This window comes from Paracoccus alkenifer (genome assembly GCF_900108405.1).
In the GTDB taxonomy this organism is placed as follows: Bacteria; Pseudomonadota; Alphaproteobacteria; order Rhodobacterales; family Rhodobacteraceae; genus Paracoccus; species Paracoccus alkenifer.
Genome location: NZ_FNXG01000001.1, coordinates 295,523 through 313,554 on the forward strand (window position 1 = coordinate 295,523; position 18,032 = coordinate 313,554).

At 66.5% G+C, this 18,032-nt stretch carries 14 protein-coding genes, 1 pseudogene and 1 riboswitch; of the genes and pseudogenes, 7 read left to right on the forward strand and 8 right to left on the reverse strand.

Annotated features, from left to right (window positions below; all coding sequences use genetic code 11):
- Positions 1-5: 5 nt before the first annotated feature.
- Entirely contained in the window at positions 6-227 is a 222-nt protein-coding gene (gene nrdH / locus BLW83_RS01470; protein WP_090844865.1) for a glutaredoxin-like protein NrdH, read from the reverse strand.
- A 94-nt stretch (positions 228-321) separates the two neighbouring features.
- Positions 322-511, reverse strand: a riboswitch (cobalamin riboswitch).
- A 303-nt stretch (positions 512-814) separates the two neighbouring features.
- Between nrdH and BLW83_RS01475 the strand changes: the two are divergent.
- Positions 815-2,980 (forward strand): annotated as a pseudogene (locus BLW83_RS01475) (ribonucleoside triphosphate reductase).
- Entirely contained in the window at positions 2,967-3,608 is a 642-nt protein-coding gene (locus tag BLW83_RS01480) for an anaerobic ribonucleoside-triphosphate reductase activating protein (protein ID WP_090844870.1), read from the forward strand. Before BLW83_RS01475 ends, BLW83_RS01480 begins: the two are co-directional and overlap by 14 nt.
- Before the next feature lie 64 nt (positions 3,609-3,672).
- On the opposite strand, the gene metE is transcribed toward BLW83_RS01480, so the two are convergent.
- Positions 3,673-5,997 carry a 5-methyltetrahydropteroyltriglutamate--homocysteine S-methyltransferase gene (metE, locus tag BLW83_RS01485; RefSeq protein WP_090844872.1) on the reverse strand — a complete coding sequence of 775 codons (2,325 nt, stop codon included), beginning with the start codon at positions 5,995-5,997 and terminating at the stop codon, positions 3,673-3,675.
- 97 nt (positions 5,998-6,094) lie between these two features.
- On the opposite strand from metE, the gene BLW83_RS01490 reads away from it, so the two are divergent.
- Complete coding sequence (locus tag BLW83_RS01490) at positions 6,095-6,985, forward strand: LysR family transcriptional regulator (RefSeq protein WP_090844874.1); 891 nt, start codon at positions 6,095-6,097, stop codon at positions 6,983-6,985.
- Here the strand turns inward: BLW83_RS01490 and BLW83_RS01495 are convergent.
- Entirely contained in the window at positions 6,928-8,346 is a 1,419-nt protein-coding gene (locus BLW83_RS01495) for a short-chain fatty acyl-CoA regulator family protein (RefSeq protein WP_090844877.1), read from the reverse strand. The two genes, BLW83_RS01490 and BLW83_RS01495, sit on opposite strands and share 58 nt — an antisense overlap.
- A gap of 118 nt (positions 8,347-8,464) precedes the next feature.
- Between BLW83_RS01495 and BLW83_RS01500 the strand changes: the two genes are divergently transcribed.
- Genes BLW83_RS01500 through prpB form a run of 4 tightly spaced genes read left to right on the forward strand, consistent with a single transcriptional unit; the run spans position 8,465 to position 12,459 of the window.
- Positions 8,465-8,866 (forward strand): acyl-CoA thioesterase, encoded by a 402-nt coding sequence (locus tag BLW83_RS01500; protein ID WP_090844879.1) that lies wholly within the window; start codon positions 8,465-8,467, stop codon positions 8,864-8,866.
- Positions 8,863-10,377: an MmgE/PrpD family protein gene (locus tag BLW83_RS01505; RefSeq protein ID WP_090844880.1), complete on the forward strand. Its 1,515-nt coding sequence runs from the start codon at positions 8,863-8,865 to the stop codon at positions 10,375-10,377. Before BLW83_RS01500 ends, BLW83_RS01505 begins: the two co-directional genes overlap by 4 nt.
- Positions 10,374-11,546 carry a bifunctional 2-methylcitrate synthase/citrate synthase gene (gene prpC, locus BLW83_RS01510; protein ID WP_090844882.1) on the forward strand — a complete coding sequence of 391 codons (1,173 nt, stop codon included), beginning with the start codon at positions 10,374-10,376 and terminating at the stop codon, positions 11,544-11,546. Before BLW83_RS01505 ends, prpC begins: the two co-directional genes overlap by 4 nt.
- Position 11,547: 1 nt before the next feature.
- A complete protein-coding gene (prpB, locus tag BLW83_RS01515) occupies positions 11,548-12,459 on the forward strand; it encodes a methylisocitrate lyase (protein ID WP_090844884.1) in 912 nt (303 codons plus the stop codon).
- 66 nt (positions 12,460-12,525) lie between these two features.
- Here the strand turns inward: prpB and BLW83_RS01520 are convergent, their stop codons facing one another.
- The 5 genes from BLW83_RS01520 to BLW83_RS01540 are packed head-to-tail and all read right to left on the reverse strand — an operon-like array spanning position 12,526 to position 17,918.
- Positions 12,526-13,473, reverse strand: a complete 948-nt coding sequence (locus BLW83_RS01520; protein WP_090844886.1) for a DUF6925 family protein — start codon at positions 13,471-13,473, stop codon at positions 12,526-12,528.
- On the reverse strand, positions 13,470-14,201 hold the full coding sequence (locus BLW83_RS01525; RefSeq protein ID WP_090844888.1) for an ABC transporter ATP-binding protein: 732 nt from the start codon (positions 14,199-14,201) through the stop codon (positions 13,470-13,472). Before BLW83_RS01525 ends, BLW83_RS01520 begins: the two co-directional genes overlap by 4 nt.
- Complete coding sequence (locus BLW83_RS01530; RefSeq protein WP_245728568.1) at positions 14,198-15,178, reverse strand: FecCD family ABC transporter permease; 981 nt, start codon at positions 15,176-15,178, stop codon at positions 14,198-14,200. Before BLW83_RS01530 ends, BLW83_RS01525 begins: the two co-directional genes overlap by 4 nt.
- Positions 15,175-16,014, reverse strand: a complete 840-nt coding sequence (locus BLW83_RS01535; protein WP_245728569.1) for an ABC transporter substrate-binding protein — start codon at positions 16,012-16,014, stop codon at positions 15,175-15,177. The genes BLW83_RS01530 and BLW83_RS01535 overlap by 4 nt, the downstream gene beginning before the upstream one ends.
- Positions 16,008-17,918, reverse strand: a complete 1,911-nt coding sequence (locus tag BLW83_RS01540; RefSeq protein ID WP_090845834.1) for a TonB-dependent receptor plug domain-containing protein — start codon at positions 17,916-17,918, stop codon at positions 16,008-16,010. The genes BLW83_RS01535 and BLW83_RS01540 overlap by 7 nt, the downstream gene beginning before the upstream one ends.
- Positions 17,919-18,032 lie beyond the last annotated feature (114 nt).

Genomic DNA, 18,032 nt, shown 5'->3' on the forward strand with positions numbered 1-18,032 from the left:
GGACGTCAGGCCAGCTGGCCGATCATGTCGGGGCGGAAACCCGCCCAATGCGCCTCGCCCGCGACCACCACCGGCGCCTGCCGATAGCCGAGCGAGGTCACCATCTCTAACGCCGCCGAGTCCTCGGTCAGGTCGATCACGCTATAGTCGATGCCGCGGGCGTCCAGCGCGCGGGTGGTCGCCGTGCACTGCACGCAGGCGGGTTTGGAATAGACGGTGATGGTCATGCCTGTGGCCCTTGATCTATCTGATGGCAGGCCAAGGCACGTCGGGCGGGCCGCGGGGCCACCCGTGATCACGCACCCCGCGCCCGCCGCACGGTTTCGTCTCGACGTCGTGGCAGGTCTCCTGGCTTGTGGGTCACAGCTGCTGCCGGCCTTCCCGGGGTCTCTCCCCAGTGGTTTTCCGGCTTTGCTCGCCACTTACAGTTGCGGGGGCAGCGCCGGCATCGCACCGGCTTCCCTTTTCACCTTCGAGTCGCCCCGAAGGAACCATGACACCAGCATTTGGGCCACCTGGATGAGGCTTGTCAACATATAGTTGCCGGCCAGAGCCTCATGGTGGCCATCGGTCGGGGCACCGCGATGCCTGCGGCAGGATGCGACAGCAAGGATGGGCCGGCGCGTTCCGCGATCGCCCAAGACCGCGGGTGCTGGTTGCGCCCATATGACGCACGACATGGCGCTTGCGCGCTCGGCAAATCCGGAACACCACATATAGTGTTACAGCCGCCGATACGGCCCATATGTAGCCTTAACTTCTGACTTTCCCGCCACTTGGCCCAGGTTCCGCAAAGGATGATGTCGTGAGCACGATGCCGCCTCCTATCCGAATCCTCAAACGCAACGGGGAAACGCAGCCCTTTGATGTTTCCAGAATCCAGACGGCGCTGCGGCGCGCGGGACAGGCGGCGCAGCAATTCGGCGCGGTCGAGGCGGGCGCTCTGGCCGAGCGCGTCCTTGGCCATATTCCCGCCGGCGCCACCCCCGGTGTCGAGCAGGTGCAGGACATCGCCGAAAGAGTGCTGATCGAGGCCGGGTATCTGGACACCGCTCGCGCCTGGATCGCCTATCGGGGCAGCCGCGCCCGCGCCCGTCGGGACAACAAGACGCTGGTCGATGTCGGCGCCTCGATCGACGAATATCTGGACCGCTCGGATTGGCGCGTCTCGGCCAATGCCAATCAGGGCTATTCGCTGGGCGGGCTGATCCTGAATCTTTCCGGCAAGGTGGTGGCGAATTACTGGCTGTCGCATCTTTATCCGCCCGAGGTCGGCGAAGCCCATCGCGAGGGCGACATCCATATCCACGATCTCGATGTATTGTCGGGTTATTGCGCCGGATGGTCGCTGCGCAATCTGCTGACCGAAGGGTTGAACGGTATTCCCGGCAAGGTGGAATCCGGGCCGCCGAAACATCTGTCCTCAGCTATGGGACAGGTGGTCAATTTCCTTGGCACGCTTCAGAACGAATGGGCGGGGGCGCAGGCGTTCAGTTCCTTTGACACCTATATGGCGCCCTTCATCCGCAAGGATGCCATGGGTTATGATCAGGTTCTGCAATGCATGCAGGAAATGATCTATAATCTGAACGTGCCGTCCCGCTGGGGCACGCAGACCCCGTTTACCAACCTGACCTTTGACTGGACCTGCCCCGAGGATCTGCGCGACGACATCCCGCTGATCGGCGGTCAGGCGATGGATTTCACCTATGGAGAATTGCAGTCCGAAATGGACATGATCAACCGCGCCTATATCGAGGTGATGACACGGGGCGACGCCAAGGGCCGCGTCTTTACCTTTCCCATTCCGACCTACAATATCGCCGAGGATTTCCCCTGGGACAGCCCCAATGCCGATCTGCTGTTCGACATGACGGCGAAATACGGGCTGCCCTATTTCCAGAACTTCATCAATTCGGAACTCAAGCCCAACATGATCCGGTCCATGTGCTGCCGACTGCAACTGGACCTGACCGAATTGCTGAAACGCGGCAACGGCCTGTTCGGCAGCGCCGAGCAGACCGGCTCGATCGGGGTGGTCACGGTGAACTGCGCCCGGCTGGGTTACGTCCATCGCGGCGACGAATCGGCACTGCTTGCCCGGCTGGACGAGTTGCTGGACCTTGGCCGCACAAGCCTGGAAATCAGGCGCAAGACCGTGCAACGGCTGATGGATGAGGGGCTTTACCCCTATACCCGCCGCTGTCTTGGCACCTTGCGCAACCATTTTTCGACGCTGGGCGTGAACGGCATCAATGAAATGATCCGCAATTTCACCGGCGACCACGAGGATATCACCACCGAATGGGGCCACGCATTCGCCCTGCGTTTTCTCGATCATATCCGGGCGCGGATCACCAGCTATCAGAGCAATACCGGCACCATGTTCAACCTTGAGGCAACGCCCGCCGAGGGCACGACCTATCGTTTCGCCAAAGAGGACCGCAAGCGTTTCCCCGGCATCCTTCAGGCCGGCACCGACGAAAACCCCTATTACACCAATTCCAGCCAATTGCCGGTCGGCTTTACCGACGATCCGTTCGAGGCGTTGGAACGTCAGGACGATCTGCAACGGAAATACACCGGCGGCACGGTGCTGCATCTTTACATGGGATCGCGGCTGAGTTCGGGCGAGGCCTGCAAAAAGCTGGTCCGGCGCGCCCTGTCCCGTTTCCGCCTGCCTTACATCACGGTGACGCCGACATTCTCGATCTGTCCGTGCCACGGCTATCTGGAGGGAGAACATCCCTTCTGCCCGAAATGCGACGAGGAAATCCTCGCATCCAGGCGGCAGGCCGCCGCATCCTGAAAGGAAAACGACATGAACGACATGCAGCTGACCGACGACGAACGCCAGCCCTGCGAGGTCTGGACCCGCGTGATGGGGTATCACCGCCCGGTGGCCTCGTTCAACCGCGGCAAGCAGGGCGAACACAAGGAACGCCTGTTCTATCAGGAATCGCGGCTTGCCAGCGCCTGACATCCGCATCGGCGGCCTGACCCGGATGTCGCTGTGCGACTGGCCGGGTCAGATCGTGGCCACCCTGTTCACGCAGGGTTGCCCGTGGGATTGCCATTATTGCCACAATCCTGAACTGATCCCGGCCGATGTGCCGGGCAGCACCTCCTGGGCCGAGGTCCGGGCATTTCTGCACAGCCGGCGCGGGCTGCTGGATGGGGTGGTGTTTTCGGGCGGAGAGCCGATCCTGCATCGCGGCCTGCCGGATGCGATGCGCGAAATCCGGGGGATGGGGTTCGCGGTCGGGCTGCATACCGGCGGCGCCTATCCGCGGCGGCTGGCGCGGGCGCTGCCGCTGGTGGACTGGATCGGCTTTGACGTGAAATCGGCCTTTGCGGATTATGCCGCGATCACCGGCGTGCCGGGCAGCGGCGACAAGGCGCGCGAAAGCCTGCGGCTTGTGCTGGCATCCGGCATCCTCTGCGATATCCGCACAACCGCATCCGAACGCTGGCTGGACCAAGACGCGCTGGCCCGGCTGACCGCCGATCTGGCCGCTTTGGGCACCGAAACCCGCTTGCAATCTTTTCGGACCGAGGGTTGCCGGATGGACCGTCTTCCAGCCGCGAGAATGGCGCCGAGCGGCTGAATCGCCATCAGCAAAGCGACCGGGCGGGAATTTCCCGCCCGGCCCGACGCCAGTTCACCGCAGATCAGTGCGTGCCGCAACCGCAGGCTGCAACGGCCCCCTTACCGCCTTCGACCGGCAACGGCGCAAGGTCGCCCTTGCGCATCGCCCGGGCCGCCGCGACGAGGTTGCGCAACGCGGCCTCGGTCTCGGGCCAGGCGCGGGTCTTCAGCCCGCAATCGGGGTTCACCCACAGCCGCTCCGCCGGGATGACGCTGGCGGCCTTGCGCAGCAGCGTGACCATATCGGCCTCGGGCGGCACACGCGGCGAATGGATATCCCAGACGCCCGGGCCGATCTCGTTCGGATACTCGAAATCGCCAAAGGCCGTCAGCAGCTCCATGTCCGAGCGCGACGTCTCGATCGAGATCACATCCGCATCCATCGCGGCGATGGCGGGCATGATGTCGTTGAACTCGGAATAGCACATATGGGTGTGGATCTGGGTCTCGTCGCGCACGCAGGCCGCCGACAGCCGGAAGGCATCCACCGCCCATTGCAGATAGGCATCCCAGCCGGCGCGGCGCAGCGGCAGCCCCTCGCGGATCGCGGGTTCGTCGATCTGGATCGCCCCGATCCCGGCGGCCTCAAGATCCGCCACCTCGTCGCGGATCGCCAGCGCGATCTGCCTGGCCGTGTCCGCGCGGGGCTGGTCGTCGCGCACAAAGGACCATTGCAGGATCGTGACCGGCCCGGTCAGCATCCCCTTCATCGGGCGATCGGTCAGGGATTGCGCAAAGGCCGACCATTCCACCGTCATCGGCCGGGGCCGCGACACATCGCCAAAGATCAGCGGCGGCTTGACGCAGCGCGAACCATAGCTCTGCACCCAGCCCAGCCGGGTAAAGGCATAGCCGGCAAGCTGTTCGCCGAAATATTCCACCATGTCGTTGCGCTCGAACTCGCCATGGACCAGCATGTCGAGACCCAGCGCCTCTTGCCGGCGGATGCAGGCTTCGGTTTCGGCCTTTAGAAAAGCCTCGTAATCGGCATCCGACAACAGCCCCTTGCGGTGGTCGGCGCGGGCGCGGCGCACCTCGGCGGTCTGCGGAAACGAGCCGATGGTGGTGGTGGGAAAGCCGGGCAGGTTCAGCCGCGCCGCCTGCGCCTTTTGCCGCGCGCCATAGGGCGAATGACGGTCGAGATCGGCCCGGGTGACGGCGGCGGCGCGGGCCTTGACCTGCGGGTCATGGATGCGCGGCGAGGCACGGCGCGAGGCCGCCGCCGCGGCATTGACCGCCAGTTCCGCCGCCACATCGGCGCCGTTCAGCGCGCGGGTCAACGTCACCACCTCGGCCAGTTTCTGCACCGCAAAGGCCAGCCAGGATTTCATCTCGCCGTCCAGCCCGGTCTCGGCATCCAGATCGAACGGCACATGCAGCAGCGAACACGAGGGCGCGATCTGGATACGATCCTTGCCATGGGTTGCGGCGGCGTCTTGCGCCAGCTTCAGCGCCTTGGCCAGATCGGCGCGCCAGACATTGCGCCCGTCGATCAGACCCAGCGACAGCAGCTTGTCACCGGCCTTCGCCAAAGCCTGCGCCGCCTGTCCGGGCGCACGCACAAGGTCCAGATGCAGCCCCGCCACCGGCAGCGACAGCGCCAAATCCAGATTGTCGTCCAGCGCGCCGAAATAGCTGGCCAGCATCAGTTTCGGCCCGTTTCCCTCCAACCCGGCATAGGCGCTGCGCAAGCCGCGTGCCTGCGCATCCGACAGGTCGGTGACAAGGATCGGCTCGTCGATCTGCACCCAATCCGCCCCGGCCTCGGCCAACCGCCGCAAGACGCCGGCATAGATCGGCAGGATCGCCGGCAGCAGCGCCATGGGATCGACGCCGGCATCCTTGGCCTTGCCAAGGCTGAGCCAGGTCACCGGCCCCAGCAGCACCGGCCTTGTGTGGATGCCCAGCGCCCGGGCCTCAAGAAACTCATCGACCGGCTTTTGCGAGGCGAGGCGGAAATTCTGCCCTTCGGTGAATTCCGGCACGATATAGTGATAGTTGGTATCGAACCACTTGGTCATTTCCATCGCGGGCGCGTCGCTGGTGCCGCGCGCCATCGCAAAATATTGCGCCGGGGTGACCGTCTCGCCCGACGGACCAAAGCGGTCGGGCACCGCGCCCAGCATCGCGGTGGTGTCCAGCACCTGATCGTAAAAGGAAAAATCGTTCGAGGGGATCACGTCCAGCCCGGCATCACGCTGGATCCGCCAGTGCAGCGCGCGCAGCCGCGCGCCTTCTGCGGCCAGTTCCTCGGCCGAGAGGTTGCCTTTCCAATGCGCCTCGACGGCGGTTTTCAATTCGCGCCGCGCGCCGATGCGCGGAAAGCCAAGATTTGCTGCAATCACCATGTGGTCCTCCGGGAATGCGGTTTGCGGCGGAACCTACGGGCTGGCGCTCATGATCAGAAATGGTATTGTTTCACCTATTCATGAGCGAGATTCATCAATGCTTGACCGCCAGCATCTGGCCATCCTGCGCGAAGTGGACCGGATGGGTTCGCTGACCGCCGCCGCCGACCGGCTGAACCTGACGCAATCGGCGCTGTCCCATACCATGCGCAAGTTTGAGGACCGCCACGGCATCAAGGTCTGGGTAAAGGAAGGCCGCGGCCTGCGCCTGACCCAAGCGGGCGACTATCTGCTGGCGCTGGCCGGGCGCGTCCTGCCGCAGATCGACCACGCCGAAAGGGTGCTGGCCGAATTCGCCAAGGGTGCCCGCGGCTCGTTGCGCGCGGGGATGGAATGTCACCCCTGCCAGCAATGGCTGATGCGGGTGGTGGCGCCCTATCTGGCGGCGTGGCCGGATGTGGATCTCGACCTGCGCACCGCCTTTCGCTTTGGCGGGATCGGGGCGCTGCTGGGGCATGAAATCGACCTGCTGATCACCCCCGACCCGCTGGACCTGCCCGGCATCCATTACACGCGGGTTTTCGATTACGAGCTGGTCCTTGCCGTGCCCCGGGCGCATCCTCTGGGCCAAGTCGCCCGACCGTCGGACCTGACCGGCGAAACCCTGATCACCTATCCGGTCGAGCCCGAGCGGCTGGACGTGTTCACCCGGTTCCTCGTGCCCGGCAATTGCCTGCCGAAACGCCACCGCACGGTCGAGACCACCGAGATGATGCTGCAACTGGTCGCCGCCGGGCGCGGGGTCAGCGCGGTGCCGGACTGGATCCTGCGCGAAGAAGGTGCGGCGCTGCCGGTGCGGGCCGTGCGGCTGGGCAAAGGCATCGCCAAGGGGCTGCATATCGGCCTGCGCCGCGGGGACGAGGCCATCGACTATATCGCCGGGTTCCTGCGGCTGGCCGCGACCGCGGGCCCCTCCGCCCCGGAATAGGGGGCAAAGCGCGCCTCGCCGGCGCTGGCCGCCAGCGGGCGTCCCACCATCGGAAAGGCGCGCTGCGGGCAGGCGGGGCGTTCGCAAACCTTGCAGCCGGGGCCGATGGGGGTGACCGTCTCGGGGTTGCGCAGATCAAGGCCGCTTGCATAGACCAGCCGGTCGGCATGGGCCAGGTCGCAACCCAGCGCCACCGCAAAGGTCTTGACCGGCGCGCCGAAACCGCCCTGCCCGCTTTGCACCATCCGCGCGATCCACAGATAGCTGCGCCCGTCGGGCATCTGGGCAACCTGCCGCAGAATCTCTCCGGGGCGCGCGAACGCCTCGTAGACGTTCCACAGCGGGCATGAGCCGCCGATGCGCGAGAAATGGAAATCGGTCGCCGACTGGCGTTTCGAGATGTTTCCGGCCCGGTCCACCCGGATGAAAAAGAACGGCACCCCGCGCGCATCCGGGCGTTGCAGGGTGGACAGGCGGTGGCAGGTGGTCTCGAACCCCACGCCGAAGCGCCGCGCGATCAGGTCGATGTCATAGCGGGTGGCCTCGGCGGCGGCCAGAAAGGCGCGATAGGGCAGGATCAGCGCACCGGCGAAATAATTGGCCAGCCCGATGCGCAGCAGCGTGCGCGCATCGGTTGCCAGCGCCGGATCGTCCGACAGCCGGTCGATCACCTCGCCCTGTTCCAGAAAGGCCAGCTGCGTGGCGATCTGAAACCCCATCTGGCCGGGGTTCAGATGCGGGGCCAGATGCAGGATGCGCGCGCCCGGGTCATAGCGGCGCAACGCCTCGCCCGCGTCTTGCGCGATGCGGATGCCGTGGCGTCCGGCCAGCCGGTCGATCAGCCCCGCCGCCATCCGCCCGGCCGGCAGCGCGTCGCCGATCGCCTCGGCGGCGGAGTCCAGTTCCGCCACATGGTTGCGACGTTCATAAAACCAGTCGCGCACGGCCTCGAACGCGGCGGGCGTGGTGCCGGGCGATTCGATGCTTCCCGCCAGCAGGTCGGCGCGCTCGGCGGTTTCGCGCAATCGGCGCTGCATGGCGATGATGCTGCGCGCGACCTCGGGCATGTTGGCGGCCAGTTCGCGCAACTCGGCCTGCGACACCCCCGTGCCCTGATCGGCCAGCGCCGCGCGCAGGTCGGTAATCAGCCGCGCCTCATCCGCGTCCGAGAACAGCTGCACGTCCAGCCCAAAGGCGGCGTTCAGCCGCAACAGCACCGGCACGGTCAGGGGCCGGGCGTTCTGCTCGATCTGGTTGAGATAGCTGGGGCTGATTTCCAGCGCCCGGGCCAGGGCCGCCTGGGTCATGCCGCGTTCCTCGCGCAGGCGGCGCAGGCGGACGCCCATGAATATCTTGCTCATCTTCGCAACCTTCGCAATTCGCAAGAGGAACCTTGGCAATCCTGCGCTAATTCAGCAGTTTATCACGGTATTCGGGTTGTGAAAAGGTCGCCTTGCAAATGCTGCGAAGGTTCCCGCCATGCCATCCGAGACCCGCCTGATCGAGATGATCTTTCCCGAGGCCGCGAACCATTACGGGACGCTGTTCGGCGGCAACGCGCTGGCGTTGATGGCCAAGGCGGCCTTTGTCGCGGCCACCCGCCATGCCGGCATGTCGGTGGTCATGGCGCGGTCCGAACGCGTCGATTTCGCCACCCCGATCCGCGTCGGCGAGATGCTGGAGCTGGTGGCAAGCGTCACCCGCACCGGCCGCAGCTCGATGACGGTCGAGGTCGCGGGCACGGCCGGCGCCCCCGGAATTTCCCCTTATCGCCCCGTGCTTTCGGGCCGGTTCGAGATGGTGGCGGTGGATGCGGACGGGCGCCCCCAACCCGTGATGCAACCCGCCGCAGGACAGATACACGAAAGGAACGAGACATGATCACCCATGACGTGCGGACGTATAAATCCGCCGAACACCTGCCGCGCCAGGACCAGCTGGCATGGAAAATCGCCGAGGTGGCCGCCGATCCGATCGCGGTCGATGCGGATGTGACCGAGATGATCATCAACCGGATCATCGACAACGCCGCCGTGGCGGCGGCATCCGTCGCGCGCCGCCCCGTGGCCTCGGCCCGGGCGCAGGCGCTGTGCCACCCGATGGCACCGGGCGCGACGGTGTTCGGGCTGGCCGATACCCGCGTTTCCCCCGAATGGGCGGCATGGGCCAACGGCACGGCGGTGCGGGAACTGGACTTCCACGACACCTTCCTTGCGGCCGATTATTCGCACCCCGGCGACAATATCCCGCCGATCCTTGCCGTGGCGCAGCATACCGGCAAATCGGGGGCCGACCTGATCCGGGGGCTGGCGACCGGCTATGAGATTCAGGTGAATCTGGTGCGCGGCATCTGCCTGCATGAGCACAAGATCGACCATATCGCCCATCTGGGGCCGTCGGCGGCGGCGGGCATCGGCACGCTGCTGGGCCTGCCCGTCGAAACCATCTATCAGGCCGTGCAGCAGGCGCTGCATGTGACCACCACCACCCGCCAGTCGCGCAAGGGCGAAATCTCCAGCTGGAAAGCCTTTGCCCCCGCCTTTGCCGGCAAGATGGCGATCGAGGCGGTGGACCGGGTGATGCGCGGCGAGGGCGCGCCCAGCCCGGCGTGGGAGGGCGAGGACGGTTTCATCGCTTATCTGCTGTCCGGCCCGAACGCCCGCTATCATGTGCCCCTGCCGGGCAAGGGTCAGGCCAAGCGCGCGATCCTTGATACCTATACCAAGGAACATTCGGCGGAATACCAGTCTCAGGCGCTGATCGACCTTGCCCGCAGGATGGGGCCGCAGATCGGCGATCCGGGCCAGATCGACAGCGTCGTCATCCATACCAGCCATCACACCCATTATGTGATCGGCACCGGCGCGAATGATCCGCAAAAGATGGACCCCAAGGCCAGCCGCGAGACGCTGGACCATTCGATCATGTATATCTTTGCCGTCGCGCTTGAGGACGGCGGCTGGCACCACGAACGCAGCTATGCGCCCGAGCGCGCCAACCGCCCCGAAACCGTGGCGCTGTGGCACAAGATCAGCACCGTCGAGTATCCGGAATGGACCCGCCGCTATCACGCCCATGATCCGGCCGAAAAGGCGTTCGGCGGCCGCGTGGTGGTGACGCTCAAGGACGGTCGGGTGATCGAGGACAGCCTTGCGCTGGCCGATGCCCATCCCGACGGCGCCCGCCCCTTTGTGCGCGAAAACTATGTGCAGAAATTCCTGACCCTCTCGGACGGGATCATCGCGGCGGCCGAGCAGCAGCGTTTCTTGCAGGCAGCGGCGGCGCTGGCCGAGCTGAAAGCCGGCGATCTCGCCGCGCTGAATTTCACCGTGAACGCCGACCGCCTTGGCGCACCGCGCCCGCAAGGCATCTTTGACTGGGGGGCAAAATGAGCGGGACCATCATCAAACCCAAGAAATCCGTGGCGCTTTCGGGCGTGGTCGCCGGCAACACCGCGCTGTGCAGCGTCGGGCAATCCGGCAACGACCTGCATTACCGCGGCTTTGACATCCTCGACATCGCGGAAGCCTGCGAATTCGAAGAGGTCGCGCATCTGCTGGTCCACGGCACCCTGCCCAGCGCGCCCGAACTGCGCGCCTACAAGGCGAAACTGAAGGCGCTGCGCGGCCTGCCCCGCGCGGTGCGCGAGACGCTTGAGGCGATCCCCGCCGCCGCCCATCCGATGGACGTGCTGCGCTCGGGCGTCTCGGCGCTGGGTTGCGTGCTGCCCGAGGCCGTCGATCACAACATCCCCGGCGCGCGCGATATCATCGACCGGCTGATCGCCGCGCAAGGCTCGATGCTGCTTTACTGGCACCACTACGCGCAGAACGGCCGCCGGATCGAGGTCGAGACCGGGGACGACACCGTCGCCGGGCATTTCCTGCATCTGCTGCACGGGCAACCCGCGACCGGGGCCGAGGTGCGGGCGATGCACACCACGCTGAACCTTTATGCCGAGCATGAATTCAACGCCTCGACCTTTACCGCCCGCACCATCGCGGGCACCGGCTCGGACGTCTATTCCGCCGTGGCCGGGGCCATCGGCGCCCTGCGCGGACCGAAACACGGCGGCGCCAACGAGGTCGCCTTTGAAATCCAGAAACGCTACGACACCCCCGACGAGGCCGAGCTCGACATCCGCGCCCGCATGGCCGCGCGCGAGGTCATCATCGGCTTTGGCCATCCGGTCTATACCATCGCCGATCCGCGCAACGTGGTGATCAAGCGGGTGGCAAAGCAGCTATCTGACGCCGCCGGGTCTACAAGGATGTTCGATATCGCCGAACGGATCGAGACGGTGATGATGCAGGAAAAGCGGATGTTCCCGAATCTCGACTGGTATTCGGCGGTCTCCTATCACCTGCTGGGCGTGCCGACGGCAATGTTCACCCCGATCTTCGTCATCGCCCGCACCGCCGGCTGGGGGGCGCATGTGGTTGAGCAGCGGCAGGACAACAAGATCATCCGCCCTTCCGCCAATTACATCGGCCCGGACAACCGCGCCTTTACCCCGATCGACAAACGCGGCCTGCTGCCCGCGCCGCAGCACGAGGTCTGAGATGCCCTATCTGATCGCAGACGACCTGCCGCAGGCCCCGGCGGGCCAGCGGTTTCGCGCCGCGCTGACCCGCCCCGGCATAATGCGCCTGCCCGGCGCGCATAACGGCATGGCCGCCTTGCAGGCCAGGGCGGCGGGGTTCGAGGCGCTGTATCTGTCCGGCGCCGCGATGACCGCCAGCATGGGCCTGCCCGATCTGGGCATCATCACGGTCGATGAGGTGGCGTTTTTCATCCGCCAGATCGCGCGGGCCAGCGGCCTGCCGCTGCTGGTCGATGGCGATACCGGCTACGGCGAGGCGCTGAACGTCATGCACATGGTGCGCGTGTTCGAAGAGGCCGGCGCGGGCGCCGTGCATCTTGAGGACCAGCTTTTGCCGAAGAAATGCGGTCATCTGAACGACAAGAAGCTGGCATCGGCGCAGGACATGGCCGCCAAGGTCGCCGCTGCCGCCCGCGCCCGGCGCGATCTGGTCATCATCGCGCGCACCGACGCGGCCGCCAGCGAGGGCATCGAGGGCGCGGTGGCGCGCGCGAAGCTTTATGTCGAGGCCGGTGCCGATGCGATCTTTCCCGAGGCGCTGACTAGCGTCGAGATGTTCCGCGAAATCCGCGCGGCCCTGCCCGGCGTGAAACTGCTGGCCAACATGACCGAGTTCGGCCGCACCCCCGCCCTGACCGCGCAGGAATTCGAGGATCTGGGCTATGACATGGTGATCTGGCCGGTCTCGTCGCTGCGCGTCGCCAACAAGGCGCAGGAAAAGCTTTACGCCACGCTGGCCCGCGACGGCGCCACCACCGCGATGATCCCCCAGATGCAGACCCGCGCCGAGCTTTACGAGGTGATCGGCCTCAACAGCTTTGAGGCGCTGGACGCGAGCATCGCGCAAAGCGTGCTGCCGACGGTCTCGTGACCCGGGGCCATGGCCCGGAACCGGCGGCATCGGGCCAGGCTGCCCGCTGCCGCCGCGCCACCGGCTTTACCCTGCGGATGCCAGCTTTCGCTCAAGATCCCAGACGCGGGCTGCGTGACGAAGATGCCGGCCCTGCGGCGGCACGCTGCCCTCGGGCAATTCATCGGCGTCGATGACCGGGCCGCCGCTGTCATGTGTCGCACCCCCGGCCAGGCTTGCCCGCAGCGCCGTTACCTCGGCCGAGCGATGCGCATCCATCAGCTCGGCGTAATGGCGCCATGTCGCCTTGCAGAACGGGCGCTCGGTCCCGTCGGGCAGCGAGAAAGGCGACGCCGGATGAAGGGATGCCACCGGCAGAAATCCCTCGGGGATCGGGGTGTTGGCTGAATGGGTCCGCCCTGCGGCAAGCAGTTTCGGCAGCAGATGCGTGTGCGGGCCATCAGGGCTTTTCCAGCCGGTATCCGGGCCGCCGATCTTCTGATAGACCTCGACCCGCCCGGCGGCGGTCAGGGACACGCGGTGCGGATGCTTGCCAAGGATCATCGCAGAGGCCGAGTTCTGCGGGTCGAAATAACCGCGCCCCTCGTTGGCGCGAAGCTCTGCGATCAGCTCGGGGTCGCGGGTGCGCACGCAAAAGCGGACATTCTTCTGTTCCAGGCCGCCGTCGAAAATGATCATGTCCCGGTCCTCGGGGCGGATCGCGTCTTCATCCACCCCGATCTCGGTCAGCCCCTTGCATTGGGGAACCAGCGCCTCGGCCTCGGGCAGCAGGAATTCGACATGGCGAAAGAAGCGCTCGGATTTGGTCGAGGGCATGTCCCAGGCCAGCGCCGTCAGCCCCTCGGTCCGGTCAAACCGGATGCCGCCGCGCGGGGTGAACCAGCCAGCATTGCGATCGGCCGGCAAGGCCGGGGCATCGCCCGGCCAGCGGATGAATTCGCAAATGGCGCCAAAGCTGCCCATCGACCAGCCGGTGATCTCGTCGCTCAGCCAGCGTTCCAGCGTTTCCTTCATGCCTCGTCCTCCAGTTCTGCAATGGTCCATCCTGCGCCGTGTCTGAGCACGGCGACGCCGAAAACCTCGCGGCAAAGCTCTTGCGTCAGCACCGTCCCGGGCGGTCCGTCGGCGCGGATTTCCCCTTGGTCAAGCACGATCATGCGGGTGCAATAGCGCGCGGCCAGGGGCAGGTCGTGCATGGTCGCCAGCACCGCATCGCCCGCATCGGCCCGCGCCCGCAGCAGCTTTGCGGTCCGGATCGACTGCGCAGGGTCAAGCGCGGCACAGGGTTCGTCGGCCAACAGCAGCGGCGCGCCCTGCGCCAGCGCACGGGCCAGCAGAACCCTTGCGCGCTCGCCCCCCGACAGACCGGGAACCTGACGACGCGCAAATGCGGCAAGGCCCAGTCGCTGCGACAGGGCGCGCGCCTGGGCCATCCCGTCGCCGCGGTGATCGGGGTTTGCGCGCCATCCCAGCGCGACCAGCTCCTCGACCGCGATCGGCCAGACCAGCTCGCGTTCCTGCGCGAGATAGGCGACATGGCGCGGCCGCGCGGTGATGGGCAGCGCGGCAATCGAGCTGTGCCCGGCGGCCGGCAGCAGGCCAAGGGCGGCGCGCAAAAGCGTGGTCTTGCCCGCGCCGTTCGGGCCGACCAGCCCGACGAATTCACCTGCGGCAAGCGCAAGATCCGTGGGCCCGAGCCTGCGACCGACCGCCAGCCCCCTTAGCGTCAACAGCGCCGTCATGCCTCGCGCCCCCGCGATTTCCAGATCAGGTGCAAAAACACCGGCGTCCCGATCAGCGCGGTCAGCACGCCCAGCTTCAGGTCGCGCCCCGGCAGGATCACCCGCACGGTGATATCGGCCGCCAGGATCAGCGCCGCGCCCCCGACGGCCGAGGGCACAAGCAGGCGCGAGGGCAGCCCTCCGGTCGCCCGCCGCAGCAGATGCGGCACGACAAGGCCGACAAAGCCGATCATGCCGGCGACCGAGGTCGCCGCGCCGCTCAGACAGGCGGTGCCGAAAATCAGCATCAGCCGCAGCCGGCGGACATCCACCCCCATCGAGACTGCCGTTTCCTCGCCCAGCGACAGCGCGTCCAGCCCCTTGCGCGACGACCAGATCAGCAGGGCGCCCAGCGCAAGGATCGGCAGTGCCACCACGACATGCTGGAACGAACGGTCCGCCAGAGACCCCATCATCCAGAACATCATCTCGTTGGCGGCAAAAGGGTTTCTGGACAGATTCAGCGCAAGGCTGACCATGGCGCCCGCAGCCGCCGACAGCGCCACGCCCGACAGGATCAGCGTCGTGGTCCGCGCGCCGGGGCCGGACAGCGCAAGCAGCAGCAGCACCGACAGCGCCGCCCCGGCAAGCCCCGCCAGCGGCAGCGCCATCGGGAAAACCGCGGCGAGGCCAGTTTGCAGGGCCAGCACCGCCCCCAGCGCAGCAAAGGCCGAGGTGCCGACGATCCCCGGCTCGGCCAGCGGGTTGCGCAGGAACCCCTGCAACCCCGCTCCGGCAAGGCCCAGCGACGCGCCGATCAGCACCGCCAGCGCCGCCCGCGGCAGGCGCAGTTCCTGCATCACCAGCACGACAAGCGGATCGCCCGCGCCCAGATAGCCGCGAAGGCTGTTCCAGAAGCCGACGTTCCCCGACCCCACGAAAAGCGATGTGGAAAACAGCAGCGCGCAGAGCGCGCTCAGGGCCAGGATCAGCCTCACAGCCCGGCCCCTGCCCGCGCGGCATCCTGAAGCGCGCGGATGGCGTTGACGGTCAGCGGCGTGCCGCAGCTCCATTCGGGCCGTGTCTCGGCTTGGGCGCGCGGCGGCGTCAGCATGGCTTCCAGCGCGGGATGGCGCAGCATTTCCTCGCCCCGGCTGTGGCCCTGATAGGTCTGTCCGCGCACCACCAGCCGAGGTCCGGCAAGGATCAGCGCCTCAAGCGGGATAACCCCGCCTGCGCCCATCCCCAGTCGGGGCGCGATATTTTCCAGCCCGGCCGTCTCGACGATCGTGTTGCCCAGCGAACCCGCGCCCGAGGTGAAGCCCGAGGAATAGTAGATCGCCGTCTCGGGGCGGACGGGGGGCGCGGCCGCGGCGATCTGCGCCAGCTCGGCGTCCATCTGCGCGACCAGCGCCTCGGCCCGCGCCTCGCGGCCAAGGACGCGCCCCATCTGCCGCAGGTTGGCGCGGATATCGTCCAGCGAGTTTTCCGGCTCGAAGATCTCGACGCGGTGGCCAAGACGGGTCAGCATGTCCACGGTCACCCGGGTCGTATAGCGGCCCGCCAGCACCAGATCCGGCCGCAGAAAGGCGATTTCCTCGGCCAGGCCATGGTTGACCGGCAGCGTCTCGGCCTGGGCCACCATGGCCGAGGCCATGGGATCGACGGCCAGATAGCTGACCGAAACCAGCTGCCCCGGCGCCGCGACCAGCATCGCCAGCTGGTCGGTGCACAGGTTCATCGACACCACCCGCTGCGGCGGCGCGGCATCGGCCGCACCCCCGAGCCAGAGGCCAAGCGCGATGCACCCGGCCTTGGCCAGATGCCTTACCACCTGGCCTCAAGCCCGACATAGGCGGTGCGGCCCTGACCGTAATAGCCCCAAGCCTCGGAATATTCCTTGTCGAACAGGTTCACGATGCGGCCTTGCAGCCGGATTTCGTCGTTCAGGTCGTAATGCGCGGCAAGGTTGACGGTGGTGAAGCCCGGCAGCTTGCTGGTCGCGGGGCTGGGGTTTTCATCGCTCCAGACGTGGTTGAACCACTCCATGTCATAGGTGCCGCTGACATGGCGGATGTCCACCGACGCCAGCCCGCGCCCTGCGGCGAACCCCTGGCTTGCACGCAGGCCAAGCTGGTGGCGCGGGGCGCGCACGATCGGCAGGCCGCTGGCCTGGGCCGCATCGACATAGGTATAGTCGGCACCCAGCGACAGCGTGTCGGTCGCCTGCATGGTCACGCCCAGCTCGAACCCCTTGCGGGTGCTGGTGCCGGGCGCGTTCTCCGCGCTCGTCGCGGTGCCGGTGATCATGTCGTCGATCTTGCTTTGAAAGACCGTGAATGTGGCCAGCCCGCGTCCACCCGCGAACCCCAGATCGGCACCCAGCTCATAGTTCATGCTGCGCGCGGGCTTCAGGTCGGGGTTCCCTTCCCAGACGCCCGGAACATAGCCGTATTGCTGGAACATGGTCGGGTTGACATGGGCGCGGCCGGCCGCGGCCCGCAGCCGCAGATCCTGCCCCGGCACCTGCCATGCCGTTGCAAGATTCCAGGTTGTCGCATCACGGAACACGTCGTTGAATTCGCGCCGGACCCCGGCCTGCACCGAGACGCCATCGGCATAATGGCCCTGGTATTCCAGCGCCACCGCATGGGTGTCGCGTTCATAGGTGCCGCCGGGATAGTAGGTAGAGCGATAGGTCTCGCGCTCGGTTTCGGCGGCAAAGATCAGCTTCTGGTCGGCGGTGCGGGCGTCAGACCCGTCCAGCGCATAGCTGCCGGTATAACGCAGGCTGCGGCGGGTCGAACGGTCATTGGAACTGGCCACGCCCGCATTGAAATTCCGGGCGTCCTGATTCATTCCCGAAAACACCAGCCGGCTGTGCAGCCTGCCGTCCAGCGCCCCGGCCTCGAGCCAGAGCGAACCATAGGTCTCGTCCCGCTTGGCGGTCAGCGGCGCGTCCACCTGATAATCGCGCGGATCCGCCACCGGCGAGGTGGTGGCGTCATAGCCGTATTCCTGCCAGCTGCGGCGCAGGGTGAAACCGGCGGTCACCTGGTCGGTCAGCTCGTACGAGCCGTTCAGCACCGCGGTGGTGGTGTCGTTGAAATCCTTGTCGCCGCCGCTGCGCGAGTCGTCCTTGCCGTCGATATTGCGGGCAGACAGCGAAAAGCTCAGCGCCCCGCGCTCGCTGCGCTGGCGGATATAGGCCGACGCCGCGCGCGTGCCCAGCCCGCCGACCTCGACCGCGCCGCCATAGGACAGCCCCGGCTTGCTCGCCTGCCGCGTGGTGATCGAGATCACCCCGGCGGCAGCGTTCGAGCCGTAGATGGTCGATTGCGGGCCGCGCAGCACCTCGATTCGCTCGACATCTGCAAGGTCCATGCCGGTGAACAGATACGAGCCGCCGCTGGGCGAGTTCGCCTCGACCCCGTCGATCAGCACCAGCACATGACTGAATTCGCTGCCCCGGATGCGCACTTGCGTATAGCTGTCGCCGGTCGAGGTGACCGCCACCCCCGGCACCCGCCGCAGGGCATCCTGCACCGAGGTCACGCCGGCAGCAGCCATGTCCTCGGCCGTCAGCACGGAATAGGACCGCGCATAATTCTGGGCAGCCAGCGGCGTCAGCCCACCCGAGATGACGATTTCGTCCAGAAGGATCGAATCCTGCGCATTGGCGGAAACGACCGGCATCGCGGTAGCGACGGCCAGAATGCAAAGCGACGAGAACCGCATGGTTCCCTCCCCGAAAGGCCCGGCGGGCCACATGACAATCTGCCTGTGGGGATTGTTTGCACCCCGCAGACGGTTCCAATCGTCACCGCTGCGGAATAGCCGCTCCTCGGACGC

Bases quoted from the DNA above. Each gene is read 5' to 3' on its own strand.
- BLW83_RS01500 (WP_090844879.1), top strand. From the start codon at position 8,465: ATGCCATCCGAGACCCGCCTGATCGAGATGATCTTTCCCGAGGCCGCG.
- BLW83_RS01525 (WP_090844888.1), bottom strand. From the start codon at position 14,201: ATGACGGCGCTGTTGACGCTAAGGGGGCTGGCGGTCGGTCGCAGGCTC.
- BLW83_RS01540 (WP_090845834.1), bottom strand. From the start codon at position 17,918: ATGCGGTTCTCGTCGCTTTGCATTCTGGCCGTCGCTACCGCGATGCCG.
- BLW83_RS01490 (WP_090844874.1), top strand. From the start codon at position 6,095: ATGCTTGACCGCCAGCATCTGGCCATCCTGCGCGAAGTGGACCGGATG.
- prpB (WP_090844884.1), top strand. From the start codon at position 11,548: ATGCCCTATCTGATCGCAGACGACCTGCCGCAGGCCCCGGCGGGCCAG.
- metE (WP_090844872.1), bottom strand. From the start codon at position 5,997: ATGGTGATTGCAGCAAATCTTGGCTTTCCGCGCATCGGCGCGCGGCGC.
- BLW83_RS01495 (WP_090844877.1), bottom strand. From the start codon at position 8,346: ATGAGCAAGATATTCATGGGCGTCCGCCTGCGCCGCCTGCGCGAGGAA.
- prpC (WP_090844882.1), top strand. From the start codon at position 10,374: ATGAGCGGGACCATCATCAAACCCAAGAAATCCGTGGCGCTTTCGGGC.
- BLW83_RS01520 (WP_090844886.1), bottom strand. From the start codon at position 13,473: ATGAAGGAAACGCTGGAACGCTGGCTGAGCGACGAGATCACCGGCTGG.
- BLW83_RS01505 (WP_090844880.1), top strand. From the start codon at position 8,863: ATGATCACCCATGACGTGCGGACGTATAAATCCGCCGAACACCTGCCG.
- nrdH (WP_090844865.1), bottom strand. From the start codon at position 227: ATGACCATCACCGTCTATTCCAAACCCGCCTGCGTGCAGTGCACGGCG.